The following is a 26,023-nucleotide window of genomic DNA, read 5'->3' as shown; positions in this document are numbered from 1 at the left end:
TCAGTTCGGCAGGCCGTCGTCGTCGTAGCCGACGATGTCCTCGTCGCTGCGGCTCTCCCGCTCCGGCAGCCGCGCCACCCGCGCCCGGATCGCGCGGAGATCCTCGGCGAGCCGCTCCGGCCCGCCGGCGTCGTGGCCGAGCCGGTGCAGCCGCTCGCGCAGCGCCTCGTGGATCGCCGCCGTCTTGCCCACCCCGAGCCGCCGCGCCAGCTCGTCGGCCAGCGCCACCGTGGCCGGATTCTTGATGTTGAGAGACATCGCCGCGGCTCCCCGTCTACCCTTCGGGCGATTTCTACCGCGCGGGGGCGGGTGCGTCAAAGGGAGGCATGTTTCCTTCTACCCTCGCGAGTGAAAGGGGCGCGCGACCGAAGGGGGACGCTTCGGCTCGGGCGCCGGCTCGACCGGCTTGTCCGCCGACGGCGCGGGCGGGCGTCACGGCTGTCGGCCGGCGGCCACCACCGTTGCCGACGGTTGCGTCGGCGATGGTATCGTGCCTCGGCAAAGGCTCGAACCGGAGGGCGGACGAATGAAACGCGCGGGCGATCTCGAAACCGTGCGCCGTCGTGCCGAACATTACGCGGCCCGCATCGGTATCCGCGATTTCGTCATCCCCACCGAGCCCCGTGGCGACGGCTCGCCGTATCTGGAAATCGACGAAGACTACAACTTCGTCTTCGAAGAGCGCGGCGTGGAGCGCAGGCGCTGGAAAACCAAGGATATCGAAGAGCTGATGTACTGGATCTTCAAGGTTGTCATATCTGACATCGCAGGAAGATTTGAGCTCCTGAACCGAAGGACGGGGGAGGATCCTCGTCGGCAGTGGTTCTCGAAACAAGAAGAGTTGCTCGGCCTCGCGTCCGAGGCATGGGCGGCCCGGAAGGCGAAAGAACACCAGGCGATCCTGGCGAGATCCCCTTTCCGGGACGACATCGGCTGAACGCAAGCCACCGACGCCGCTGCAGACCGCGGGTTCGTCCAGCGCGGCGCGCGATTTGACCGAACATCGGTTCCCGGCCGGGTCCTGCCGATGGATCACGGATCGATTCGCGCCATCGGCCCCCGTCACTCCTCCAGGAAGTCCAGCACCGCCCGCGTGTAGCCGGCGGGGTCCTCGAGGACGGCGGCGTGGCCGACGTCGGGGAGGAGGAGGAAGCGGGCGCCGGGAATGGCGGCGGCGATGGCGCGGTCGTGGGCGATCGAGACGGCCTCGTCGTGGTCGCCGATCGCCACCACGGTCGGCACGCGGATGGCGGCGAGTTCGGCGTCGGTGATGTGCGGCTCGTTGGCCCACAGCGCCTGGATCTCGTCGCGGACGTCGTCGTAGTGGCGCAGTTCCGGGCGCGGCGCGTCCGCCGGCGGCGGGGCGGCGAGGCCGTCCGGCGTGGTGTTGGCGGCCTGGACGAACAGCCGGGCGAGCCGCTCGGGATGGCGTATCGCGATCTCGAGGCCGATGATGCCGCCGTCGCTCCAGCCGACCAGCGCCACCTTGCCGAGCCCGAGCCGGTCGATCAGCGCGACGTAGTCCTCGGCCATCGCCTCGTAGGTGATCGGCTCGGCGGTGCGGCCCGAACGGCCCTGGCCGCGGCTGTCGGCCACCACCACCGTGTGGTCGACCGCCAGCGCGGCGACCTGCTCGTTCCAGACGTCGGCGCTGCCGAGGCCGCCGTGGATCATCAGCACCGGCGCGCCGGGCCCTGCGCCGTAGACGCGGTAGTACATCGAGATGCCGCGAATCTCGGCGAAGCCCGCCTCCCGCGGCGGCGCCGCCGGCGGATGGCCGGCCTCGGCGGCACCGGCGACCAGCAGCGGCAGGGCGATCAGCAGCGGACGGGCGACATCGCGCATGGGCGGCTCCCTGGCCGGTCCGGCGAGTGGGCCGCGGGCCGGCGAGGCGGTCAGTATAAGGCGCGGCAGGATGGCGGGAAACGGGCGGGGGCGGGAGCTCTCCCGAGAGCGCGTGCCCTTCTCCCGCGAGGGGGAGAAGGAGTTCCGCCCTCACGCGATGCGGCGCAGCAGTTCGGCGAGGAGGATGCGTTCGCCGGGCGTGAGCGGGGCGAGCGTCTCGCGGGTGACCTCGGCGGCGACCGCGAGATTGCGGGCGATGGCGGCGCGGCCCTCGTCGGTCACGCCGAGCACGAGGCGGCGGCCGTCGCGCGGATCGGGGGCGGTGCGCACGAAGCCGCGGCCGACGAGGCGGTCGACCACGCCCTTGACGGTGGCGACGTCCATCGAGGTCTCGCGGCCGAGCTGGTTCTGCGAGATCGGCTCGAGTTCCGCGAGCTTGACCAGCGCCGACCACTGGGTCGTCGTCAGGCGGTCGCCCATGCGGGCGCCGAAGATGGCGATGTGGCGCTGGGTCGCCTGGCGCAGCAGGAAGCCGATCTGGTCGTGCAGGCGGTAGACCTCGGTCCCGTCCGTCTCCCGCGCCTCGCCCTCGCCGTCCATCGCCCGCTCCGCGTCCCGTATCCGATCCGGAGTGGACCCGGCGCGACCGTTTGTCAACGAACGGACCGGAGAGCGACGGGCCCCCGCCTGCCCGGAGGGCGGCGGGAGGCGAGGGTTGCTTCTCCTCGCTTCCCGCCCGCTTCGTTCAACCTCCGGTCCGCCGCGCCGCCCGCAGCTCTGCCGTCGTCGCCGCATCCATCGCGCCGTCCGCCTTCACCGCCACCGCGAACAGCGCGCGGGCGGCGTCCGCCGTGTAGCGCCCGAGCCGGACGTCCTCGGCGACCGCGGACGGCTCGCGGTCGAGCGGGTCGCCGTAGCCGCCGCCGCCGGGGGTGCGGACGCGGACGCGGTCGCCGGCGGAAAGCGGGATGTCCTGGGCCTTGGAGAGGTGTTCGGGCACCATCGCGACGCCGCCCCTGACCACCTCTACCTCGTTAGGCGCGCCGTCGCCGCCGCCGAGGGCACCCGGCGGGCCGAAGCGGCCGTGGTCCATGACGAAGCTGGCGGTGGCGCGCCCGCGCAGGAGCTCGATCTCGTAGGCGAGACCGAAGCCGCCGCGGTGGCGGCCGGCGCCGCCGGAGCCCTCTCGCAGCGCATAGGCGTGGTAGAGCACCGGGAACTGCTGCTCCATGATCTCGACCGGCGGTGCCTTGGAGATGCCGATGGTCGAACAGCCGTTGGCGAGGCCGTCGTGGTCGGCGTTGCCGCCGTAGCCGCCGCCGGAGATCTGGTACATCACGAAGTCGCGACCGGTCGCCGGGTCGTGGCCGCCGAGGGCGAAGTTGCCGGAGGTGCCGGCCGGCGCCGCGGTGACGCGGTCCGGCAACGCGCCGACCAGCGCCGAGAACACGGCCTCGGCGATGCGCTGGCTGACCTCGGCGGCGCAGCCGGAGACCGGGCGGGGATAGCGCGCGTCCAGGAAGGTGCCCTCTGGGCGGATCACCTTCAGCGGCGCGAAGGCGCCGGCGCTGATCGGCACGTCCGGGAAGATGTGCCGCATGGCGAGGTAGACCGAGGACAGCGTCGTCGCCAGCACCGAGTTCATCGGCCCGGTGCAGGGCGGCGAGGAGCCGGAGAAGTCGAAGGTGAGCGTGCCGTCCTCGGCGGTCACCGCGAGGCGGATCTCGAGCGGCTCGTTCACGACCCCGTCGCTGTCGACGAAGGCGAGCGAGCGGTAGACCCCGTTCGGGATCAGGCTGACGTTCGCCCGCATCTGCGCCTCGGCGCGGGAACGCAGCTCCGCGATCGCCGCGCGCACGGTGTCGTCGCCGTAGCGGTCGAGGATGCGGGCGAGCCGCTTCTCGCCGACCGAGAGGGCGGCCGCCTGCGCCTTGACGTCGCCGATGCGCTGTTCGGAAACGCGGATGTTGGAACAGATGATGGCGTAGATCTCGGCGTCGAGCACGCCCTGCTTGAACAGCCGCACCGGCGGCAGGCGCAGACCCTCCTGCTCCACCGACGTCGCCGAGGCGGAGAAGCCGCCGGGCACGGCGCCGCCGGTGTCCGGCCAGTGGCCGGTGTTGGAGAGCCAGCAGAAGATCTCGCCGTTCCGGTAGACCGGCATGGCGAAGCGGACGTCCATCAGGTGGGTGCCGCCGAGATAGGGGTCGTTGACGACGTAGATGTCGCCGGGCGACGGCGCTGCGGCCCGGCCGTCGCGGATCATCTCGATCAGCGTGGCGGTCGAGGCCTGCATGGTGCCGACGAACACCGGCAGCCCGGAGGCGCCCTGGGCGATCAGCGCGCCGTCCTCGGCGGCGTAGATGCCGTCGGAACGGTCGTTGGCCTCGGCGATCACCGGCGAGAAGGCGGCGCGCGAGAAGGTCAGGTCCATCTCGTCGCAGACCTGCTGCAGGCCGGACTGGATGACCGAGAGCGTGATCGGGTCGATGGTCATGCGTCTCCCCCGGCGACCGTGACGATCAGGTTGCCGTCGCGGTCCTGGACGGCGACGTCGCCGGGCTCCAGGACGATGGTGGTGTCCATCTGTTCCACGATCGCCGGGCCGACGACGACGGCGTCGGCCGGCAGGTGGTCGCGGACGTAGACGGGCGTGTCGAGAAAGCCGCCGTCGAACCAGACCGGCCGGGTGGTGCGCCGCGCCTCCGCGAGGCTCGCCCGCCGGCCCGCCGGGTCGATCAGGGCGGAGAGGTCGATCTCGGCGCGCCGGCCGACCACCGAGGTCGCGAGCGCGACCAGGGCGGCGCGGATCTCCGGCAGGGCGACGTGGAAGCGGTCGAAATAGGCGCGTTCGAAGCGGGCCTGGAGATCGTCGCGCCCGGGCAGGTCGGTGCCGAGCGGCACGCGCAGGAGATGGGTCTGGCCGACGAACTGCATGTCGGCGAAGCGCGCCACCGTCACGGTCTCGACCTCGACCGCCTCGCCGGCGATGGCGGCGCGGCCCTCGGCCTCCTGGGCGCGCCAGAGCGCGTGGACGGCCGTCATGTCGACGTCGCGGAGCGGCCGGTTGACGCTGCGGACGAAGTCGTGGCGAAGGTCGGCGACGACACAGCCGAGCGCGTTGGTGATGCCCGGCCGGGCGGGCACCAGCACCTTGGGGATGCCGAGTTCGCGGGCGATCGCCGAGGCGTGCAGCGGCCCGGCGCCGCCGAAGGCGAACAGGGCGAAGTCGCGCGGGTCCTCGCCGAGGCTGACCGAGACCATCCGCACGGCATCCGCCATGCGGGCGTTGGCGACGCGGATCACCGCGGCGGCGGCGCCGAGGGCGTCGAGGCCGAGCGGGGCGCCGAGCTTGTCACGGAACACCGCGGCGACGTGGTCGACCGTGACGCCGCCCTCGACGGCGGCGAGCCGGGCCGGATCGAGCCGGCCGAGCAGCAGGTTGGCGTCGGAGATGGTCGGTTCGGTGCCGCCGCGGCCGTAGCAGATCGGCCCTGGCTTGGCGCCGGCGCTGTCCGGGCCGACCTGGAGCAGGCCGGCGGCGGTGACGCGGGCGATCGAGCCGCCGCCGGCGCCGACGGTGCGCACGTCCACCATCGGCAGGTGGATCGGCATGGCGTATTCGACCTCGATCTCGCTCGATACCGACGGCTCGGCGCCGCGGATCAGCGCGACGTCGGTGGAGGTGCCGCCCATGTCGTAGGTGACGAGGTCGGGCAGGCCGGCGCGCCGGCCGGTGTAGGCGGCGGCCATGACGCCGGTGGCCGGGCCCGACATCACCGTCTTGGCGGCCTCGTCGGCGACGCGGCGGGCCGAGACCATGCCGCCGTTGCCGGTCATCACCAGGAGGTCGTGGGCGTAGCCGCGGCTGGCGAGGCTGTCGGCGAGGCGCTCGACGTAGCGGCGGAGCAGCGGCTGCACCGAGGCGTTGACCGCGGCGGTGACGCCGCGCTCGTATTCCCGGCTTTCCGACAAGAGCGCGTGGCCGAGGGTGACGTCGCCGTTCGGCCAGACTTCGCGGGCGATCTCGCCGGCGCGGATCTCGTGGGCCGGGTTGGCGTAGGAATGCAGGAAGTGGATCACCAGGGCCTCGCAGCCCTTGGCCACGAGCTCGGCGAGGGCGGCGCGGAGCGCGTCCTCGTCGAGCGGCGTCAGGACCTCGCCGCGCGCGGTCATGCGCTCGGGCACCTCGAGGCGGAGGTCGCGCGGCACGATCGGGCGGAAGTCGCCCTTCATGCCGTAGGGCTGCGGCCGCGTGCGGCGGCCGAGCTCCAGCACGTCGCGGAAGCCGCGGGTGGTGACGAAGCCGGTGCGGCAGAGCCGGCGTTCCAGCACCGCGTTGGTGGTTGTGGTGGTGCCGTGGACGACGAGGTCGAGGCCGGCGACGTCGGCACCGGCGGCGTCGAGGGCGTTCAGGACGCCGAAGGCCTGGTTGTCGAGCGTCGTCGGCGTCTTGGCGAGACGGACCCGGCCCGAGCCGGTGTCGAACAGCACCAGGTCGGTGAAGGTGCCGCCGACGTCGACGCCGGCGACGACGGAGGCGCGGCGGGGCGCGTCGGGTGTGGCGGAGGGGGCGCTCAACGCAGGCCGTCCTCGCCCTTGACGTCGGCCGCCGCGAGGCCGCCCATGCGGGCGTGGACGCGGCCGCCGGTGGTCATCACCAGCGCGAACACGATCTCGTTCGCCCGCGGCGCGTCGGCGATGCCGACTTCCATGGCGTCGAAGTGGCTGCGGACGTAGGCGGCGTTCACATGGCCGATCGGCACGTCGAGCTTGGTGCCGAGGCCGCCGAGTTTCTTGGCCGAGGGCACGATCGCCTTGGCGTCGCCGAGCAGAGCGCGCATGGCGTAGCCGCCCGGCACGTGCCAGAGCGCACCGTGCTCGAGTTCGCCGGCCTCGCCGACGATGGCGCCCTTGCCGTAGGATTCGACGACGGAGGCGTCGCCGCCGAGTGCCGCCACGAGGCGCTTCGACATTGCGAGCCCGAGCGGCTCCAGGTCCTTCATGAACGGCTGGAGGTCCTCGACATAGGCGCCGGCGAACGGGTTCTCGATCACCGCCAGCACGGCGGCGCGCAGCCGCGGCTTGTCCGGTGCGGGGCCGCCCTCGTGCAGGATCTCCTCCACGACGGTGACGAACTTGCGGACCTTGGGTTCAGGCATGACGGGCGGCCTCGGGCTGCGGAAGGGGAGGGGAACCGGAAAGCGACGGCCGGCCGGCGGGGGCGACGACGCGCCCCTCCCGGCCGAGGAACAGGGCGGCGGCGTGGATCAGGCCGCGGGCGGCGAGCCGCTCGGCCGCCGTGACGCCGGCGGCGAGCGCCGTGGCGGTCTCCGCGGCGGAGAGCGCGCCGACGCCGACGACGACCGGGCGGTCGCCGAGGTCGCTGTCGTCGACGACGTCGTTCGCCGGCAGCCGGCGCACGGCGGGATGGCCGGGCAGATCGACGGCGTTGCCGACGATGGTGGCGGCGGCGTCCGCCGCGGCGGCGTTGGCGGCGAGGATGGTGACGCTGTCGGCGATGCCCATGGAGAGGCTGCGGCCGCCGCGCCCGGAGGTGGCGACGCCCCGGCTCGGGTCGTCGGCGGTCACGATGAAGCGGCCGAGGCCGGCGCCGTCCTCGCGGGCGACGCCGACGCGGAAGGCGGCGCCGGGATCGAGGTGGAGCGCGATGTCGCCGCCGTCGTTGACATGGATCCGCGCCGGCCGGCGCGCCGGATCGACCGCCGCGAGCATGGCGGCGAGCACCTCGTCGGCGACCGCGCCGGCGACCGCGGCCATCGGCGTCACGAATGTTTCGCCGGCGAAGGGTTCGACCGCGGCCGTCATCCGCCGGGCGACCGACCCGGCCGGGCGCGGGCCGCCGGGGCGGGCGGGAGCCTTCAGAAAGGCGAGTTCGCCGACGAGCTCGTCGAGGATGGTGGAGAAGCGCACCCGGGCGGCGGCGAGGGCGTCGAGGCGGGCGGCGGGGTCCGGGCCGCCGTCGGCGCCGACGACGAGGTCGATCGGGCCGTGCTGCAGGTGCAGCCGTCCGTCGGGTCCGCCGTCGAGCCAGGCCGCCACCGCTCCGCCCATCGCCCGTGTCCCCTCCTTCGTCGCCCCCGGGCCGTTTTCCCGTCGTCGCGGTTCAGCCGCCCCAGGCGAAGTTGCGCCGGTCGGTCGGCCAAGCGCGCTCGACCACCGGGGCGATCCGCCGTTCGGCCTGTGCCACCGCCTCCTCGATCGGCACCACGGCGTCCATGTGACCGCCGAGGGCGCGGTAGTCGTCGAGGCGCATGGTGAATTCGATCGGCGCCACGATCGCCGGCGTCGGGACGTAGCCGAAGCTGCCGGCCGGCATCTCGGTGACATCGACCATCACCGTGATCCCGCCGCCGGGCCAGACGTAGGCCGGCGCGCCGCCGCAGGAGACGTGGGTGAGCGCGGCCTTGACCGAGCGCGTCAGCCGCACCGGGTTGGTGGTGACGCCGGCCCTGAGGCTGCCGCCGGCACCGCCGACGAACAGCACCGACACCGACGCCGGCTCGCAATTCTCCGCCACCGTCTCGACCGAGGCGCGCACGGCGTCGGGCAGCACGTCCTGGAGCACCGGGTTCAGCGCCTCGTCGAGGACGTAGTAGCCGTATTGCTCGCCGGTGGTGGAGAGCATCAGGAGTTTGAGGCCCGGCCGCGCCACGGCGGGGTCGAAGGCGCCGAGGATGGTGAGCGGATCGGAGATGTTGGTGCCGCCCCAGCCGGTGCCCGGCTCGGCGACGCGGAAATAGCGGCCGGGGGTCGAGCGCCGGCCCTTGATGCGGATCCCGGTCGGCGGCACGTCGAGCAGCTTGCCGGCCTGGTGCTCGGAGAGCACGCCGGTGATGTGGTCGTCGACTACCACGACCTCGTCGACCATGTCCTTCCACTGCTTGGCGAACATGCCGATCGAGGCGGAGCCGCAGCCGACCCGCATCCGCGCCTCCTCGACGCCGTCGATCACCGGGGGCCGGCCGGCCTGCAGCGACAGCGCGGCGCCGCCGTCCACCGTGAAGTCGACGCGCTCGCGGTTGCACAGCCGCATCAGCGCCTCGCAGGTGACGCGGCCCTCCTTCTTGCCCCCGCCGGTGAGGTGGTGGACGCCGCCGAGCGAGAGCATCTGCGAGCCGTATTCGCCGGTGGTGACGTGGCCGACCGGCTCGCCGTCGACCCGGACCAGCGCGGTCTCCGGCCCGACGAAGCGGTCGGTGTCGATCTTCACCTTGGCGCCGCAATAGGAAAATATTCCCTCGGTCACCACGGTGACCATGTCGACGCCGTCGGTCTTCTGAGACACGATGAAGGGCGCGGGCTTGTAGTCGGGATAGGTCGTACCGGCGCCGACGGCGGTGATGAAGCGGTGGCCGGCGGCGACGATGTCGCCGTCCCACTCGCGCTCCGGGCCGGGCATGAACTCGACCACCTTGCCGCCGGCCGAGACGGTGTTCTCGATCATCGTCAGCGGGTCGACGCGCACGAGGTCGCCACCGACGTTGGCGTAGCGGTCGCAGGCGCCGGCGCGGCCGTCGGCGATGTAGCACATCACCGGGCAGGCGTCGCAGCGGATCTTGCCGTTCACCGTGCTCTCGACCGCCTGCTTCACCATGGCCGCATCCTCGGCGTGCCGCGACGAACGGCCGGAGGGTCCGGCCGACGCGGCGTCCCCGGAAATATCATTTGTAGACGAACGAGTGTCAATCGCGGAAACGGCCACGGGGCAGCGGGCGGACGGGGACGGTGGAGCCGGCGCGTGGCGACCCCGGGGGGCGGGGCCGGTGACGGGTCGACGCGCCGGCGCCCGGGAGCGCCGTCGGATCCCGCGCCCTTCCCACCCGGGGTTGCCCGTGCCCCGGTCGGCGCGCTACCCATCGCGGGTGCGCCGTCGCGCGCCGCCGGGGAGGGCGGTGCGTCGGGGCGGCGCCGTGGAGGTCCGCGGATGGCGGATGAGGACGACGCCGAAGCCCTGCCGGTGCACGGCCGGATGCCGGGTCCGCTGCGCGATCGACTGGTGCGCAAGGGGCTCCGGCTCACCCACCTGCGCCTGCTCGCCGCCCTGGAGGCGACCGGGCAGATGAGCGCAGCGGCGGCGATGCTGGCGATCTCGCAGCCGGCGGCCTCGCGCTGCGCCGCCGAGCTCGAGGAGATCGCCGGCGCCAAGCTCTACGAGCGCCACGCCCGCGGCATCTCGCTGACGCTCTACGGCCGGATGATGGCGCGGCGCGCCCGCGCCGTGTTCCGCGAGATCGCCGAGGCCGACGGCGAGATCGCCCGCCTCAAGGCCGGGCTGATGGGCGAGGTCCGCGTCGGCGCCGTCACCGGCGCGGCGGTGGAATTCGTGCTGCCGGCGATCAAGGCGGCGCGGCTCACCCATCCGCAGGTCGACTTCAGCGTCGTCGTCGACACCTCCGACAACCTGATCACCGCGCTCGACGCCGGCCGGGTCGACTTCTTCCTCGGCCGCATCCCGCCGACCCACGACCACCGCTACTATTTCACCCGCCTCGCCGGCGACGAGCCGATCTCCCTGGTGGTGCGCGAGGGCCATCCGCTGATCCGCCGCCGCGAGATCGACCTGATGGCCTGCGCCGAATGCGACTGGGTGATGCAGCCGCCGGGCGGGCTCCTGCGCCGCAGCGTCGAGGCCTATCTCGCCGAGCGGATGGTGCCGCTGCCCAAGGTGGTGCTCGCCACCGCCTCGCAGTTCCTCACCCTGCTCGCGATCACCGAGCTCGACGCCATCGCGCCCTTGTCGCGCTCGGTGGTCGAATTCGTCCGCGGCGAGGCCAGCCTGCACGGCCGCGTCCTCGCGCTCCCCGTCGCCGGCGACCTCGCCGTGCCGCCCTACGCCATCGCCAAGCTGGCGGGACACGCGCTGTCACCGGCCGCGCAGATGCTGTTCGACGACATCAACGGGCGGTTTTGAGAGCGCGTGCTTCGCTCGTCAGTCGAACATTCTGAAAAATTCCGCAGGCAAAGATTGAGTAGAATCTCGGAGTATGACACGCTCAGGTTATGTCCAGTCACGGAACGACTTTCATCATGTGGAATAGGCTGCGAGCAATTGGCAAATATGTTGCTGAGCATATCGGTACCATTCTCGGCATACCAGCCGGATTAGCCGGGTTGATTACAGCTTACTACGAGCTGAAAGATCACTACTTTTCGATGAACGACGCCTCCTACTTGAATGCGGGCAAGTTTTCGTTCGATGGGACGGTTCTGCCCGACGTCTATCGTAGCGTTGCAACCGGTGGCGCAATCGGGGCACTCACGAGAACTACATTTACAATCAATAAGGATGACACGACTGGATCCGGAAAGGTCGACTTTCTCGTCTGCGATCGGGACCGTCTAATCACCAACGGGAAATTCGCGTTCGGCACTACATCTGCGTCTTATTCGTTGGATATCGAAGATCTCCAGATCGCAGATGTTCATTTGATAGCGAACGTCAGCATGGAGGACGGGATCTTTGCGGTTTCGCAGTTCCTATCGGGAGACGGATCCGCTTCGATATTCGTCCCGATAACAGAGCCATTGATTGAAAAAGTGGCGGCAACCTGCAAAACGGCTCCCGTCCAAGCCGAATAGTGTCGCTTCCGTCCAGGACGGAATTTTTCATTTCTTCCGCCGTCGAAGATGCGCGGCTACTGATGACTTCAGATAACACCGCTCACATCCGAGCTAAAATGTGCAGCGAACCTTCTTAGCGTCTAGTCTCGTGCACAATCCTTCTTGTGGAACGTCGGCACGCATCTGGAGCGTGCTCTTGCCGCCGAGTTGATGGATGACCTACATTATACCACCCCCGTTATATCGCCCCCGCCATTTCTGATTTGATCGGCAAATCGACCGGGCCTTAGGCTTTCCACCGATCGGAGGACGTCGGGGACAACCCGCCGCGATCGTATTCGGGAGGAGAGACCCATGACACTCAGGACCCTGCTCGCCGGGGCGAGCCTGCTCGCCTGCCTGCTCGGCGCCGGCGCGGCCGCCGCCGAGGACAAGCTGACCATCGGCTTCTCGCAGATCGGCTCGGAGTCCGGCTGGCGCGCCGCCGAGACCTCGGTCTCCAAGATCGAGGCCGAGAAGCGCGGCATCGATCTCAAGATCGCCGACGCGCAGCAGAAGCAGGAGAACCAGATCAAGGCGATCCGCAACTTCATCGCCCAGGGTGTCGACGCCATCTTCGTCGCCCCCGTGGTCGCCACCGGCTGGGACGACGTGCTCGCCGAGGCCAAGGACGCCGAGATCCCGGTCGTGCTGCTCGACCGCACCATCGACACCAAGGACGACAGCCTCTACCTGACCGCCGTCACCTCCGACACCGTGCACGAGGGCGCGGTCGCCGGCGAGTGGCTGGCGAAGACGGTCGGCGACAAGCCCTGCAACATCGTCGAACTGCAGGGCACCGTCGGCTCCTCGCCGGCGATCAACCGCAAGAAGGGCTTCGACGAGGCGATCGCCTCGCATGCCAACCTGAAGATCATCCGCTCCCAGACCGGCGACTTCACCCGCACCAAGGGCAAGGAGGTCATGGAGAGCTTCATCAAGGCCGAGAACGGCGGCAAGAACATCTGCGCCGTCTACGCCCACAACGACGACATGCAGATCGGCGCCATCCAGGCGATCAAGGAAGCCGGCCTGAAGCCGGGCACCGACATCCTGATGGTCTCGATCGACGCCGTGCCGGACATCTTCAAGGCGATGTCGGAGGGCGAGGCCAACGCCACCGTCGAGCTGACCCCGAACATGGCCGGCCCGGCCTTCGACGTCATCGCCGCCTACAAGAAGGACGGCACGATGCCGCCGAAGTGGATCCAGACCGAGAGCCGGCTCTACCTGCCGGACACGGCCAAGGAAGAGTACGAGCGCCGCAAGGGCCTCGGCTACTGATCGGGATCGCGTAAAGCGATCCGAGATCCCGTGAACGGCGCCGTCGGGCGGCAAGTCCGGCGGCGTTCCGCCATGTCGGCGGGGCGGCGCCGTGCCGCCCGCGCCCCGCACGCAACGGACGACGATCCATGGACCCGACCCCGGCGCTGCTCGAGATCCGCGGCCTCGCCAAGAGCTTTCCCGGCGTCAAGGCGCTCGACCGGGTCGACTTCACGCTGCGCGCCGGCGAGATCCACGCCCTCCTCGGCGAGAACGGCGCCGGCAAGTCGACGCTGATCAAGGTGATGACCGGCGTCCACCGCCGCGACGGCGGCGAGGTCCGCCTCGACGGCGTCGCGATCGACCCGGCCGACACCGCCGACGCCCAGCGCCACGGCATCGGCACGGTCTACCAGGAGGTCAACCTGCTGCCGAACCTGACGGTGGCGGAGAACCTCTTCCTCGGCCGCCAGCCGACCCGGCTCGGCTTCGTCGACGGCCGCCGGATGCGCCGCGACGCCGCCGCGCTGCTCGCCGAATACGGCCTCGCGGTCGATCCCGACAGCGTGCTCGGCGAGCACTCGGTCGCGGTCCAGCAAATCGTGGCGATCGCCCGCGCCGTCGACCTCTCCGGCAAGGTGCTGGTGCTCGACGAGCCCACCGCCAGCCTCGACGCCGGCGAGGTCCAGGTGCTGTTCCAGACCGTGCGCCGGCTCGCCGCCCGCGGCATCGGCGTCGTCTTCGTCACCCACTTCCTCGACCAGGTCTTCGAGATCTGCGACCGCGCCACCGTGCTGCGCAACGGCCGGCTCGTCGGCGAGCGCCGGATCGCCGAGCTCTCCCGGCTCGATCTCGTCACCATGATGCTCGGCCGCGAGCTCGCCGAGGAGACCATGATCCGCCACCGCGGCACCCGCACCGCCGCCGAGCCGTTCCTCTCGCTCGCCGGCTACGGCCGGCGCGCCTTCGTGCAGCCGCTCGACCTCGAGATCCGGCCCGGCGAGGTGGTCGGCGTCGCCGGCCTGCTCGGCTCGGGCCGCACCGAGACCGCCAAGCTGGTGTTCGGCGTCAAGGAGGCCGACAGCGGCAGCGCCACCGTCGACGGCCGGCGCGTTCGGATCGCCTCGCCGCGCGCCGCGGCCGCGCTCGGCTTCGGCTTCTGCCCGGAGGACCGCAAGACCGAGGGCATCGTCGGCGACCTCGGCGTGCGCGAGAACATCGTGCTCGCCCTCCAAGCCCGGCGCGGCTGGCTGCGGCCGATTCCGCGCCGCGAGGCCGAGGCGATCGCCGCCCGCTTCGTGCGCCTCCTCGACATCCGCACCTCCGACGTCGACAAGCCGATCCGCCTGCTCTCCGGCGGCAACCAGCAGAAGGCGCTGCTCGCCCGCTGGCTCGCCACCGAGCCGCGCTTCCTGATCCTCGACGAGCCGACCCGCGGCATCGACGTCGGCGCCCACGCCGAGATCATCCGCCTGATCGAGAAGCTGTGCGACGACGGCCTCGCGCTGATGGTGATCTCCTCGGAGATCGACGAGATCGTCGCCTATTCCGACCGCGTCGTGGTGATGCGCGACCGCGCCAAGGTCGGCGAACTCGCCGGCGCCGACGTCTCGGTCGAGGGCATCGTCCGCGCCATCGCCGGGGAGGCCCGCCCGTGACGCTCGCCCGCAATCTCCGCGGCGTCGGCGGCGCCCTGCCGCAGATCCTGACGCTCGCCGTCGTGCTCGCCGCCAACTGGGCGGTGTTCCCCGACTTCTTCGACCTCCGCCTCCAGGACGGCCGGCTGTTCGGCAGCCTCGTCGACGTGCTGAACCGCGGCGCGCCGGTGGCGATCCTGTCGATCGGCATGACGCTGGTGATCGCCACCCGCGGCGTCGACCTCTCGGTCGGCGCGGTGATGGCGATCGCCGGCGCGGTCGCCGCCACCCTCGCCGCCGACGGCCAACCGATCTTTCTCGTGATCGGCGCCGCCCTCGCCGCCGGCCTCGCCTGCGGCCTCTGGAACGGCTTCCTGGTCGCCGTGCTCGACATCCAGCCGATCATCGCGACGTTGATCCTGATGGTGACCGGCCGCGGCATCGCCCAGCTCGTCACCGAGGGCCAGATCGTCACCTTCACCGATCCGGCGCTCGCCGCCGTCGCCGCCAGTTCGGCCTTCGGCCTGCCGATGCCGGTGGTGATCGCGGTGGCGCTGGCGCTCGTCGCCGCCCTCCTGGTCCGGGCGACCGCGCTCGGCCTGATGATCGAGGCGATCGGCGTCAACCGGCTCGCCAGCGCCTATGCCGGCGTCGACGCCCGCGGCGTGCTGATGGCCGCCTACGCCACCTCGGGCGTCGCCGCGGCGGTCGCCGGCCTCGTCGTCACCGCCGACATCCGCGGTGCCGACGCCAACAACGCCGGCCTCTGGCTCGAGCTCGACGCCATCCTGGCGGTCGTGATCGGCGGCACCAGCCTGTTCGGCGGCCGCTTCTCGATCCTGTTGTCGCTGGTCGGCGCCCTCGTCATCCAGGCGCTCAACACCGGCATCCTGCTGTCGGGCTATCCGCCCGAGATGAACCTGATCGTCAAGGCGGTCGTCATCACCGTCATCCTGGTGCTGCAGTCGCCGGCGGTGCGCCGCCTCGCCACCTTCCTGAAGCGGAGCGACGCGCCGTGAACGCCCGCCACCTGCCCCTCCTCGCCACCATCGGCGTCTTCCTCGTGGCCTACGCGCTCGCCACGCTGCAGTTCCCCAACATGGCGTCGACGCGGGTGGTCGCCAACCTCCTGACCGACAACGCCTTCGTCGGCGTTGCCGCGGTCGGGGCGACTTTCGTGATCCTGTCGGGCGGCATCGACCTCTCGGTCGGCGCGGTGATCGCCTTCACCGGCGTGTTCCTGGCGGTGACGATCCGCGCGGGCCTCGATCCGATCGCCGCCTTCGTGCTGGTGCTCGCGATCACCACCGCCTTCGGCGCGGTGATGGGCGCGATGATCCACCAGCTCGAGACGCCGCCCTTCATCGTCACCCTCGCCGGCATGTTCTTCGCCCGCGGCGCCTGCTTCCTGCTCACCACCGATTCCGTGCCGATCGACCATCCGACCTTCGCGGCGATCGCCTCGTGGAGCTGGAAGATCCCGAGCGGCGGCCGGCTGACGCTCGTCGGCGTCGTCATGCTGGTCACCTTCGTAATCGGTGCCGTCGTCGCCCACCGCACCCGCTTCGGCACCGCGGTCTACGCCCTCGGCGGCAACCGCCAGTCGGCCGAGCTGATGGGCGTGCCGGTCGGACGCACCACGGTGGCGATCTACGCGCTGTCGGGCTTCCTGTCCGGCCTCGCCGGCATCGTCTTCGCGCTCTACACCTCGGCCGGCTACTCGCTGTCGGCGACCGGCGTCGAGCTCGACACCATCGCCGCCGTGGTGATCGGCGGCACCCTGCTCACCGGCGGCGTCGGCACCGTCGCCGGCACCTTCGTCGGCGTGCTGATCCAGGGCCTGATCCAGACCTACGTCATCTTCGACGGCACGCTGTCGAGCTGGTGGACCAAGATCGTGATCGGCGCGCTCTTGTTCGCCTTCATCCTGATGCAGCGCGGCCTCCTCGCCGCCGCCGCCCGCCGCCGCGAGAACGCCCGCGCCGGCGCGCGTGTCGCGGCGGCGTGAGGCGGGCGCAGGCGGAACGCAGGATCTCGCACCCGCGGGCCGGGCGTCGCCGGTGACGCTCGTCGCGGCACCGCCGCGGCGTCGCGAACTTCCCGACCGGCGAAGCTCCCCCGTGGCTGCGCGGAGCGACCCGCCCGACACGTGTGCACTCCGCGGCGACGACCCGCTCCGCGACCGGCCGCCTCGGGCACACCGGCGCGGCACGGACCGCGCATCCGCCGCACCCCTCCCGCTCTTGCACGGCAATTGCATACAATCGCCCGGCCGGTGCCCGTCACCGCGTCACCGCCCGCGAGGGCCCCGCCGCGCCCGGGGCCGCCGCACCGGGCGGAATGCTCCGTGGCGTACTGGATTGCCCGACGCGATGACCTGGGACCCGATCGGCGGCAGCCTCGACTTCCGCACCCTCCACGATGCCTACCGTTCGGGCAGTCTGACGCCGTCCGCCGTCGTCGCCGCCGTCTACGACCGCATCGCCGCCCGCGGGCCGGACCCGGCGTGGACGACGCTGATCCCGCGCGAGCGCGCGCTCGCCGCCGCCGCGGCGCTGGAGGCGTCCGTCGCCGGGCCGGACGACCTGCCGCTCTACGGTCTGCCCTTCGCCATCAAGGACAATTTCGACGTCGCCGGCCTGCCGACCAGCGAGGCCTGCCGCGCCAACGAGCACGTCGCCACCGAAACCGACCCGAACGTCCGCCTGCTGCTGGAAGCTGGGGCGATCGCGATCGGCAAGAACAACATGGACCAGTTCGGCATGGGCCTCGTCGGCGTGCGCACCGACTACGGCATTCCGCGCTGCGTGTTCGATCCCGCCTACATCTCGGGCGGCTCGACCTCCGGCGGCGGCGTCGCGGTCGCGGCCGGCCTCGTCTCCTTCGCCCTCGGCGGCGACGCGGCCGGCTCGGGCCGGGTGCCGGCGGCGCTCAACAACATCGTCGGCCTGAAGCCCACCAACGGCCTCGTGCCCTTCGGCCGCTCCGCCGCCGGCATGGGCGCCAGCCACACCGTGCTGACGCTAACCGTCGAGGACAACGTCCGCGCTCTCCAGGTGCTGATCCGCCACGACGCCGGCGACCCGCTGTCGCTGCCGGTGGCGGCGACCACCCGGCTCGCGATCTCGCCCCCGCCGGAGCGCTTCCGCTTCGCGGTGCCGTCCCGCGAGAGCCGGATCTTCGCCGGCGACGACGCCGCCGAGGCGCTGTTCGACGCCGCGATCGCCCGGCTGGAGGCGATGGGCGGCACCGCGGTGCCGTTCGACTACGCCCTGCTGCACCGGGCCGCGCGGATGCTCTACGAGGACGCCTTCATCGCGCGGCGCTACGCCAACCTGAAGCCGATCTTCGAGGCCTGCGGCGACCGCTTCCACCCGGCGACGCGCGCGGTGCTGTCCCAGGCGCTGAAATATTCGGCCGCCGACGTCTTCGTCGCGCAATACGAACTCGCCGGCCACCGCAAATACGCCCTCGCGCTGTTCGACGACGTCGACGTGATGGTGCTGCCGACGACGCCGACGACCTTCACCGTCGAAGAGCTCGAGGAGCGCAACGTCGAGTGCAACGCGATCATGGGCAGCTACACCAACTTCGTGAACCTTATGGAGTTCTGCGCCCTCGCCGTGCCGAACGGCTTCCGGCCCGACGGGCTGCCGCAGGGGCTGATGTTCGTCGGCCCGTCCTTCGCCGACGACCGCGTCCTCGGCTTCGGCGCCGCCTGGCACCGCGCCACCGGCCTGACCCTCGGCGCCACCGGCCACCCGCAGCCCTGATCCGCTCCCTTTCCCTCCCAGGAGATCCCCCGCGATGATCCGCGACCCCCTCGGCGCCTTCGTGCCCGGCACCGCCTGCGTGGTCCAGGCCACCGGCGACGGCCCGCTCGCCGGCACCACCTTCGCCGCCAAGGACCTGTTCGACGTCGCCGGCCACGTCACCGGCTGCGGCAATCCCGACTGGGCCCGCACCCACGCGCCGGCGAAGCGCCACGCCGCCGCCGTGAAGGCCCTGCTCGACGCCGGCTCGACCCTGGTCGGCAAGGCGATCACCGACGAGATCTCGCTCGGCCTCGTCGGCCGCAACCGCTTCGAGGGCACGCCGCTGAACCCGAAGGCGCCGGACCGGGTGCCCGGGGGCTCCTCGAGCGGCTCGGCCTCGGCGGTCGCCGGCGGCCTCGTCGACACCGCGCTCGGCACCGATTCCGGCGGTTCGGTGCGCACGCCCGCCGCCTTCTGCGGCCTCTACGGCCTCCGGCCCACCCTCGGCCGGATCTCCTGCGAGGGCATGATGCTGCAGTCGCCGACCTTCGACACCTGCGGCTGGTTCGCCGCCGACGGCGAGATGTTCGCCCGCGTCGGCGCCGTGCTGCTCGGCGCGCCGATCGGCGGGCCGGCCTTCTCGCGCATGATCGTCGCCACCGACTGCTTCGCCATCGCCGACGAGCCGGTCCGCGCCGCGCTCGCCCCGGCGGTCGCCCGGCTCGCCGGCGCCTTCGCGTCGGTGGTCGAGGCACCGCTCGCCACCGGCGACATCCTCGAGTGGTCGGCGGCGCAGTCGCTGCTGCAGCGGGCCGAGTTCTCCGCCACCTTCGCGCCCTTCGTCGAGGCCGCCGTGCCGCGCTTCTCCATCGAGGTCGGCACCACGCTGGCGCTCGCCGCGCTGATCGGGGAGGCCGACCTCGTCGGCCCGAAGGCGTTCCGGGCGGAGGCGACGGCGCGGATGGTCGACCTCCTCGGCGACGACGGCGTCATCTGCCTGCCGACCACGCCGATCCTGCCGCCGCCGCGCGACGAGCCCTTCTCGGCGCTGATGCGTTCGGTCGGCCGCATCGTCGAGCTGACCGCGATCGCCGGCCTCACCGGCCATCCCCAGGTCAACCTGCCGCTCGCCGACCACGGTGGCATCCCGGTCGGCCTGTCGCTGATCGGTCCGAAGGGCTCCGACGAGCGCCTCGTCGCCTTCGCGCGCGACTTCCCCGCGGCCTGACGCGCGGCTTGCTCGATCACCGAACCGGGAGGTGACGGCGGCCGCGTCCCGGCTTAGGGTCCGGCGCGTCGGCGGCGCGCGCCGGGCGTCCGGGATGGTGGAGCGGGTCGTGGAGAGGGTCATGGAGCACGTCGTCGTCGTCGGAGCCGGGCAGGCCGGTGCGGCCCTGGTCGCCAAGCTGCGCGACCTCGGCTACACCGGCCGGATCACCCTGATCGGCGACGAGGCGAGCGCGCCCTACCAGCGTCCGCCGCTCTCCAAGGCCTACCTGCTCGGCAAGCTCGACCGCGAGCGGCTGCTGCTGCGCCCCGAGGCGTTCTGGACCGACCGCCGCGTCGACCTCCGTGTCTCCACTCGCGTCACCGCGATCCGCCCGGCCGAGCGTGTCGTCGAGATCGGCGACGAGCGGCTCGGCTACGACGCCTTGGTGCTCGCCACCGGCGCGCGGCCGCTCGCCTTGCCGGCGGCAATCGGCGGCGACCTTCGCAACGTCTTCACCCTGCGCACGCTCGCCGACGTCGACCGCTTCGAGCCGGAGTTCCGTCCCGGCCGGCGGCTGCTGGTGGTCGGCGGCGGCTACATCGGCCTCGAGGCCGCCGCCGTCGCGGCCGCGAGCGGGCTCCACGTCACCGTGCTCGAGCGCGCCGAGCGCATCCTGCAGCGCGTGGCGTCCCCGCAGACCGCCGGCCATTTCCGCGCGCTCCACGCCCGCCACGGCGTCGAGATCCTGGAGGGCGCCGCGCTCGACCGCCTCGAGGGCGACGACGCCGGCACGGTCCGCCGCGCCCGCCTCGCCGACGGCCGCGTCCTCGACGTCGACCTCGTCGTCGTCGGCATCGGTGTCGCCCCCGCCACCGACCTCGCCGCCGCCGCCGGGCTCGCGATCGACAACGGCATCGCCGTCGACGCCCTCGGCCGCACGTCGGCGCCGGACGTCTGGGCCTGCGGCGACTGCGCCAGCTTCCCGCACGACGGCCGCCGGATCCGGCTCGAGAGCGTGCCCAACGCCATCGACCACGCCGACACCGTCGCCGCCAACCTGCTCGGCGCCGAGAAGCCCTACGTGCCGAAGCCGTGGTTCTGGTCGGACCAGTTCGAGACCAAGCTGCAGATCGCCGGCCTCGGCACCGGCTACGATCGCGTCGTCGCCCGCCCCGGCGGCAAGGAGGGCGCGGTGTCGTTCTGGTACTACGCCGGCGACCGCCTGCTCGCGGTCGACGCCGTCGACGACGCCCGCGCCTTCATGGCGGCGCGCCGGATGATCGAGGCCGGCCATTCGCCCGACCCCGCCGCCGTCGCCGACCCCGCGGTCGACCTCAAGACGCTCTTGCCCGCCGGCCGGCCCTGAGCGGGCGCCCGACCGAGCCTCAGCCCCCGGACACCACCTCGGCCGGCGCCTCCTCGGCCGGCCGCGCGGCGTAGCGCTGGGCGAGGAAGGCGCAGGCGAACAGCTGGATCTGGTGGAACAGCATCAGCGGCAGCACCACGAGACCCACGGTCGCGGCCGGGAACAGGATGCCGGCCATCGGGATGCCGCTCGCCATGCTCTTCTTGGAGCCGCAGAACACGATGGCGATCTCGTCGGCCTTCGAGAAGCCGAGGGCGCGCGCCGCGAAGGTGGTGGCGACCAGCACGACCGCGAGCAGCACCACGTCGACGGCGATCACGATCGCGAGGTCGGCGCCGCCGATCTCGCTCCAGATCCCGGCGACGACGCCGGCGCCGAAGGCCTCGTAGACCACCAGCAGGATCGAGCCGCGGTCGACGTAGCCGATCGCCTTCTTGTGGCGGGCGAGCAGCGGGCCGAGCCAGGGCCGCACCAGCTGGCCGGCGACGAAGGGCAGCAGCAGTTGCACCGCAATGTCGCGGAAGGCCTTCAGCGAGAAACCGGCGTCGGCGTGCAGCACCAGCGCCACCAGCACCGGCGTCAGCACCACGCCGAGCATGTTCGAGACCGACGCGGCGCAGAGCGCGGCCGGCACGTTGCCGCGCGCGATCGAGGTGAAGGCGATCGAGGACTGCACCGTCGACGGCAGCAGGCAGACGAACACCAGCCCGGTCGCGAGCGGCCCGGACACCCGGCCTCCCACCAGCGCCGCGAGGGCGAGGCCGAGCAGCGGGAACAGCAGATAGGTCGAGACGAGGATCACCGACTGCAGGCGCCAGTGGGTGATGCCCGCCAGGATCGCCTGCGGCGACAGCCGCGCGCCGTAGAGGAAGAACAGGAGCGCGATGGCGAGGTCGGTGGCGGTGGAGACCACCGGCGCGGCCGCGCCGGTCGCCGGCAGCACCGAGGCCAGCGCCACGGTGGCGGCGAGCGCGATCAGATAGGGGTCGATCCTGAGGCGGGCGAGCATGCGGCGGTCCTGGTCCCTCGTCGTGGGCGGTTCGGTCGGCCCGCGACCATACAGGATCCGTGCCGGCCGGGAAGCGGTCCCGGACGGGCCGGGCCGCGCGCCGGGCGATCGCTCGAAGCCGCCGTTCGTCCCCGCCACCAGGAGGGGCCGGGCGAAGCGAGCGGCCGTGTCGCGGGATGGATGGCGCTTCGGTCAGCCCGGCACGGTCCCCGCCGCGTATGTCGCCACGGCGGCGAACTGCGTCTTGAACAGCGCGAAGCGGTCCTCGTAGGCCGCGGCCATGGCGGCGATGGGTTCCAACTCGTCGACCGCGGCCGGCGGCCGGGCGACCGTCGGGATCGCGTCGGCGTCGCCGGCAATCGCGGCGAGACGGGCGGCGCCGAGCGCGCCGGCATGGTCGCCGTCGGAGAGGCGGACCAGCGGCCGGCCGAGCAGGGTGGCGAGGATCCGGCCCCAGAGCGCGCTGCGCGCACCGCCGCCGACGAAGGCCGGCCGCTCGCAGCGGCCGCCGGCCGCGGCCATCAGGTCGTCGGCCTCGCGCACCGAGAAGGCGATCCCCTCGATCACCGCCTGCGCCACGTCGACCGCGTCGGTCGCCTCGCCGAGGCCGAACAGGGCGCCGCGCAGGTGCACGTCGGCGTGCGGGGTGCGGTCGCCGGCGAGATAGGGAAGGAACATCACCCGCGACGGGCCGGCATGGCGGGCGGCGACGCGGGCGAGGAGCTCGCCGACGTCGGCGGCCCCGACCAGCCGCGCCGCCCAGGCGAGCGCGCTCGCCCCGTTGGAGAGGCCGGCCATGTGGTACCAGCGGCCGGGCAGGGCGTGGGCGAAGTCGTGGACCGTCGGGTGACCGCGGCCGTCGTAGCGGTCGCGGGTCGTCAGGAGCACGCCGCCGGTGCCGAGCGAGAGGAAACCCGAACCGGGCGCGGTGCAGCCGAGCCCGATCGCGACCGCCGGCGTGTCGCCGCCGCCGGCCGCCACCGGCAGGCCCGGCGGCAGGCCGGTCTCGGCGGCGACGGTGGCGCGCAGCGTCCCGGCCGGGGCGATGCCCTCGAGCAGCGGCGGCAGCCGGGCGGGATCGAGGCCGACCGCGGCGAGCATCGCCGGCGACCAGTCCCGTGCACGCTGGTCGAACAGCTGCGTGCCGGCGGCGTCCGACATGTCGGTCGCCCGCTCGCCGGTCGCCCACAGCCGGACGAAGTCCTTCGGCGACAGCACGTGCGCCGTGCGCGCGAAGGCGTCCGGCTCTTCGTCGCGCAGCCAGACCAGCTTGGCGGCGGTGAAGCTCGGCATCGCGGCGACGCCGGTGATCGCGGCGACGTCCGGCACCGCCGCGGTCAGCGCCGCGCAGGCCGCGGTTCCGCGACCGTCGTTCCACAGCAGCGCCGGCCGGACCGGCCGGTCGGCGGCGTCGAGGGCGACCAGCGAGTGCATCTGGCCGGAAAAGCCGATGCCGCGGGCGGCGGCGAAGGCGGCGGGAGCGGCTTCGCGCAGTCCGGCGAGCGCGGCCCGCACGGAGAGAATCCAGCCGTCCGGGTCCTGTTCGGCCAGGCCGTCGCCGGGGCGGAGGGTGTCGTGGGCCGCGCCGGCGCGCGCGACGACGATGCCCGCGTCGTCGACCAGCACCGCCTTGGTCGCCGTGGTTCCGAGATCGATGCCGACGTGCAAGCCCTGCCTCCCGCGCTCCCGCCCGATCCTCCCACGGCCGGGCGTCGTCGTCATCATGACATATGATGGTTACGACGGTCAAAAGTCATTGACACTGCGGCCGGCGCGGAGGATAGTCCCGGCCATCCCAATCTCCCGGCCGTCTCCGAGGACCCGTCCATGCCCAAGGCCCTGTTCGTCGATCCCGCCGTGACCCGGCGCGCGACGACGCTCGCGTTCCCCGCGATCCCCGTGCACGCCTACGCCCGGCCCTTCGCCGAGGAGCGCGCGGCGCGCGGAGACGCCGCGCTGGTGGACGTGCTGCGCCACATGATGCTGGTGCGCGAGTTCGAGGCCATGCTCGCCTCCTTCAAGGCGACCGGCGCCTATGCCGGCATCCAGTACGCCTACAAGGGCCCCGCCCATCTCTCGATCGGCCAGGAGGGCGCGGCGGTCGGCGCGGCGCTGGCGCTCGAGCCGGTCGACCACGTCTTCGGCAACCACCGCAGCCACGGCGAGTTCATCGCAAAGGGCCTGTCGGCGATCGCCCGGCTGCCGGCCGCCGACCTCGTCGGGGTGATGGAGGGCTGGAAGGGCGGGGCGCTCCTGCGGACCGTCGAGACCAACCTCGGCGGCGCAAACGAGACCGCGCTCGCCGAGAGCTTCCTGCTGTTCGGCCTGCTCGCCGAGATCTTCATGCGGTCGAACGGCTTCAACGGCGGCATGGGCGGCTCGATGCACGCCTTCTTCCCGCCCTTCGGCGCCTATCCCAACAACGCCATCGTCGGCGCCTCCGCCGGCATCGCCACCGGTGCCGCGCTCGCTCGCAAGCTGATCGGCGGCGGCGGCATAACCATGGCGACCGCCGGCGACGGCTCGACCGGCTGCGGCCCGGTCTGGGAGGCGATGAACTTCGCCGCCATGGCGCAGTACCGCACCCTGTGGGACGTCGAGCCCAAGGGCGGCCTGCCGGTGCTGTTCTTCTTCAACAACAACTTCTACGCCATGGGCGGCCAGACCATCGGCGAGACCATGGGCTGGGACCGGCTGTCGCGCATCGCCGCCGCGGTCAACGTCGACGCCCTGCACGCCGAGACCGTCGACGGCACCAACCCGCTGGCGGTCGCCGACGCGGTGGCGCGCAAGCGCGCCCTGCTCCTCGCCGGCGAGGGCCCGGCGCTGCTCGACGTCGAGTGCTACCGCATCTCCGGCCACTCCACGACCGACGCCAACGCCTACCGCACCAAGGAGGAGATCGAGGCCTGGAGCGCGGTCGACCCGATCCTGCGCTTCGGCGGCGAACTGGTCGGCGCCGGCGTCCTCACCGACGACGCGGTCGCGACCATGAAGGCCGACGTCGCCGAGACGATCGCCAGGATCACCGCCGCCGCCGTCGATCCGGCGATCGCCCCGATCGTCGACGTCGCCGCCGACCCGGTGCTGATCGGCCGGACCATGTTCTCCGACGTCGAGCGGCCCGTCCCGGCCGAGCCGGTGCCGACGCTGTCGGATCCCGCCGCCAACGCCCGGATCCGCCAGAACGCCAAGAAGAGCCGGACCGGCCTCGGCCCGGCCGGCGAGAAGCTGTCGGCGATGCGGGCGATCACGCTGCGCGACGGCCTGTTCGAGGCGATCCTGCACCACATGCTGAACGACCGCCGGCTGATCGCCTACGGCGAGGAATGCCGCGAGTGGGGCGGTGCCTTCGGCGTCTACCGCGGCCTCTCCGACATCCTGCCGCACGACCGCCTGTTCAACTCGCCGATCTCCGAGGCGGCGATCGTCGCCACTGCCGTCGGCTACGCCCTGGAGGGCGGCCGGGCGCTCGTCGAACTGATGTACGGCGACTTCATCGGCCGCGCCGGCGACGAGATCTTCAACCAGATGGCCAAGTGGCAGTCGATGTCGGCCGGCGAACTCAGGATGCCGGTGGTGCTGCGCTGCTCGGTCGGCAGCAAGTACGGCGCCCAGCATTCGCAGGACTGGACGGCGCTGATCGCCCACATCCCGGGTCTGAAGGTGTTCTACCCGGCGACGCCCTACGACGCCAAGGGCCTGATGGCGACCGCGCTTTCGGGCGACGACCCGGTGGTGTTCTTCGAGAGCCAGCGCCTCTACGACACCCCGGAGTTCTTCCACGACGGCGGCGTGCCCGCGGACTACTACCGCGTTCCCGCCGGCGTGCCCGACGTCAAGCGCACCGGCGACGACCTCACCATCCTGACGATCGGGCCCTCGCTCTATCCGGCGCTGGAGGCGGCGAAGGAGCTCGAGGAGAGCCACGGTCTGACCACCGAGGTGATCGACGCCCGCTGCCTCGTCCCGTTCGACTACGAGCCTCTGCTCGCCTCGGTGCGGCGCACCGGCCGGCTGGTGCTGGTGACGGAGGCGTCCGAACGTGGCAGCTTCCCGATGACCGTCGCCGCCAACGTCACCCGCTTCGCCTTTTCCGACCTGAAGGCGCCGCCGCGGGTGATCGGCTCGCCGAACTGGATCGTGCCGGGTGCCGACATGGAATCCACCTATTTCCCGCAGGCCCACGACATCGTCGACGTGGTGATGGGCGAGTTCTTCTCCTGGCGCCGCGCCAACCGCCGCGGCGTCCGGACCTGGGACGACCTCGCCCTCGCCCGCAAGGGCCTGTGACCGGGCGGAAACGACGAGGAG

Annotated in this window: 21 protein-coding genes; 11 read left to right on the top strand and 10 right to left on the bottom strand. The window is 72.2% G+C overall.

The genetic code is table 11. From position 1 onward, the window contains the following. Entirely contained in the window at window positions 1-258 is a 258-nt protein-coding gene (locus tag EDD54_RS22310) for a type II toxin-antitoxin system VapB family antitoxin (protein WP_126542028.1), read from the bottom strand. 268 nt (window positions 259-526) lie between these two features. On the opposite strand from EDD54_RS22310, the gene EDD54_RS22305 reads away from it, so the two are divergent. After that, window positions 527-937: an Imm63 family immunity protein gene (locus tag EDD54_RS22305; protein WP_126542029.1), complete on the top strand. Its 411-nt coding sequence runs from the start codon at window positions 527-529 to the stop codon at window positions 935-937. A 125-nt stretch (window positions 938-1,062) separates the two neighbouring features. Here EDD54_RS22305 and EDD54_RS22300 read toward each other — a convergent pair whose 3' ends face one another. From EDD54_RS22300 to EDD54_RS22270, 7 genes are all read right to left on the bottom strand, one after another. Continuing rightward, entirely contained in the window at window positions 1,063-1,845 is a 783-nt protein-coding gene (locus tag EDD54_RS22300) for an alpha/beta fold hydrolase (RefSeq protein ID WP_126542030.1), read from the bottom strand. Window positions 1,846-1,995: 150 nt separating this feature from the next. Next, window positions 1,996-2,445 carry a MarR family winged helix-turn-helix transcriptional regulator gene (locus tag EDD54_RS22295; RefSeq protein WP_126542031.1) on the bottom strand — a complete coding sequence of 150 codons (450 nt, stop codon included), beginning with the start codon at window positions 2,443-2,445 and terminating at the stop codon, window positions 1,996-1,998. Window positions 2,446-2,590: 145 nt separating this feature from the next. Further along, window positions 2,591-4,342 carry a hydantoinase B/oxoprolinase family protein gene (locus EDD54_RS22290; RefSeq protein ID WP_126542032.1) on the bottom strand — a complete coding sequence of 584 codons (1,752 nt, stop codon included), beginning with the start codon at window positions 4,340-4,342 and terminating at the stop codon, window positions 2,591-2,593. After that, window positions 4,339-6,426 carry a hydantoinase/oxoprolinase family protein gene (locus tag EDD54_RS22285; protein ID WP_126542033.1) on the bottom strand — a complete coding sequence of 696 codons (2,088 nt, stop codon included), beginning with the start codon at window positions 6,424-6,426 and terminating at the stop codon, window positions 4,339-4,341. Before EDD54_RS22285 ends, EDD54_RS22290 begins: the two co-directional genes overlap by 4 nt. Beyond that, window positions 6,423-7,007 (bottom strand): amino acid synthesis family protein, encoded by a 585-nt coding sequence (locus EDD54_RS22280; RefSeq protein ID WP_126542034.1) that lies wholly within the window; start codon window positions 7,005-7,007, stop codon window positions 6,423-6,425. Before EDD54_RS22280 ends, EDD54_RS22285 begins: the two co-directional genes overlap by 4 nt. Further along, window positions 7,000-7,920 carry a UPF0280 family protein gene (locus tag EDD54_RS22275; protein ID WP_126542035.1) on the bottom strand — a complete coding sequence of 307 codons (921 nt, stop codon included), beginning with the start codon at window positions 7,918-7,920 and terminating at the stop codon, window positions 7,000-7,002. Before EDD54_RS22275 ends, EDD54_RS22280 begins: the two co-directional genes overlap by 8 nt. 52 nt (window positions 7,921-7,972) lie before the next feature. Then, complete coding sequence (locus tag EDD54_RS22270; RefSeq protein WP_126542036.1) at window positions 7,973-9,463, bottom strand: 6-hydroxynicotinate reductase; 1,491 nt, start codon at window positions 9,461-9,463, stop codon at window positions 7,973-7,975. 330 nt (window positions 9,464-9,793) lie between these two features. On the opposite strand from EDD54_RS22270, the gene EDD54_RS22265 reads away from it, so the two are divergent. The 9 genes from EDD54_RS22265 (at window position 9,794) to EDD54_RS22225 (ending at window position 20,700) form a co-directional block, all read left to right on the top strand. Further along, complete coding sequence (locus tag EDD54_RS22265) at window positions 9,794-10,780, top strand: LysR family transcriptional regulator (protein ID WP_126542037.1); 987 nt, start codon at window positions 9,794-9,796, stop codon at window positions 10,778-10,780. A 116-nt stretch (window positions 10,781-10,896) separates the two neighbouring features. Next, window positions 10,897-11,448 carry a hypothetical protein gene (locus tag EDD54_RS22260; protein WP_126542038.1) on the top strand — a complete coding sequence of 184 codons (552 nt, stop codon included), beginning with the start codon at window positions 10,897-10,899 and terminating at the stop codon, window positions 11,446-11,448. Window positions 11,449-11,784: 336 nt separating this feature from the next. After that, the gene (ytfQ, locus tag EDD54_RS22255) at window positions 11,785-12,753 is read left to right on the top strand and encodes a galactofuranose ABC transporter, galactofuranose-binding protein YtfQ (protein WP_126542039.1); all 969 of its coding nucleotides are present in this window, start codon (window positions 11,785-11,787) and stop codon (window positions 12,751-12,753) included. 128 nt (window positions 12,754-12,881) lie between these two features. Next, complete coding sequence (gene ytfR, locus EDD54_RS22250; protein WP_126542040.1) at window positions 12,882-14,390, top strand: galactofuranose ABC transporter, ATP-binding protein YtfR; 1,509 nt, start codon at window positions 12,882-12,884, stop codon at window positions 14,388-14,390. Further along, a complete protein-coding gene (locus EDD54_RS22245) occupies window positions 14,387-15,388 on the top strand; it encodes an ABC transporter permease (RefSeq protein WP_126542041.1) in 1,002 nt (333 codons plus the stop codon). Before ytfR ends, EDD54_RS22245 begins: the two co-directional genes overlap by 4 nt. Continuing rightward, entirely contained in the window at window positions 15,385-16,377 is a 993-nt protein-coding gene (yjfF, locus tag EDD54_RS22240) for a galactofuranose ABC transporter, permease protein YjfF (RefSeq protein ID WP_126542042.1), read from the top strand. The genes EDD54_RS22245 and yjfF overlap by 4 nt, the downstream gene beginning before the upstream one ends. A gap of 364 nt (window positions 16,378-16,741) precedes the next feature. After that, window positions 16,742-18,142, top strand: a complete 1,401-nt coding sequence (locus EDD54_RS22235; protein ID WP_126542043.1) for an amidase family protein — start codon at window positions 16,742-16,744, stop codon at window positions 18,140-18,142. Window positions 18,143-18,176: 34 nt separating this feature from the next. Next, entirely contained in the window at window positions 18,177-19,352 is a 1,176-nt protein-coding gene (locus tag EDD54_RS22230) for an amidase (protein ID WP_126542044.1), read from the top strand. Window positions 19,353-19,473: 121 nt separating this feature from the next. Continuing rightward, window positions 19,474-20,700: an NAD(P)/FAD-dependent oxidoreductase gene (locus EDD54_RS22225; protein ID WP_126542045.1), complete on the top strand. Its 1,227-nt coding sequence runs from the start codon at window positions 19,474-19,476 to the stop codon at window positions 20,698-20,700. A gap of 19 nt (window positions 20,701-20,719) precedes the next feature. Here the strand turns inward: EDD54_RS22225 and EDD54_RS22220 are convergent, their stop codons facing one another. Together EDD54_RS22220 and xylB are read right to left on the bottom strand one after the other, a co-directional pair. Continuing rightward, window positions 20,720-21,709 (bottom strand): bile acid:sodium symporter family protein, encoded by a 990-nt coding sequence (locus tag EDD54_RS22220; protein WP_126542046.1) that lies wholly within the window; start codon window positions 21,707-21,709, stop codon window positions 20,720-20,722. A 192-nt stretch (window positions 21,710-21,901) separates the two neighbouring features. Further along, window positions 21,902-23,377, bottom strand: coding sequence for a xylulokinase (xylB, locus tag EDD54_RS22215; protein WP_166653481.1), 1,476 nt, complete (start codon window positions 23,375-23,377; stop codon window positions 21,902-21,904). Between the two features lie 159 nt (window positions 23,378-23,536). Between xylB and EDD54_RS22210 the strand changes: the two genes are divergently transcribed. Continuing rightward, window positions 23,537-26,002 carry an alpha-ketoacid dehydrogenase subunit alpha/beta gene (locus tag EDD54_RS22210; RefSeq protein WP_126542048.1) on the top strand — a complete coding sequence of 822 codons (2,466 nt, stop codon included), beginning with the start codon at window positions 23,537-23,539 and terminating at the stop codon, window positions 26,000-26,002. Window positions 26,003-26,023 lie beyond the last annotated feature (21 nt).

The organism is Oharaeibacter diazotrophicus, from assembly GCF_004362745.1.
GTDB classification, from domain to species: domain Bacteria; phylum Pseudomonadota; class Alphaproteobacteria; order Rhizobiales; family Pleomorphomonadaceae; genus Oharaeibacter; species Oharaeibacter diazotrophicus.
The sequence above is the reverse complement of the archived record's forward strand: the minus strand, read 5'-3'. Positions and strand labels throughout refer to the sequence as shown.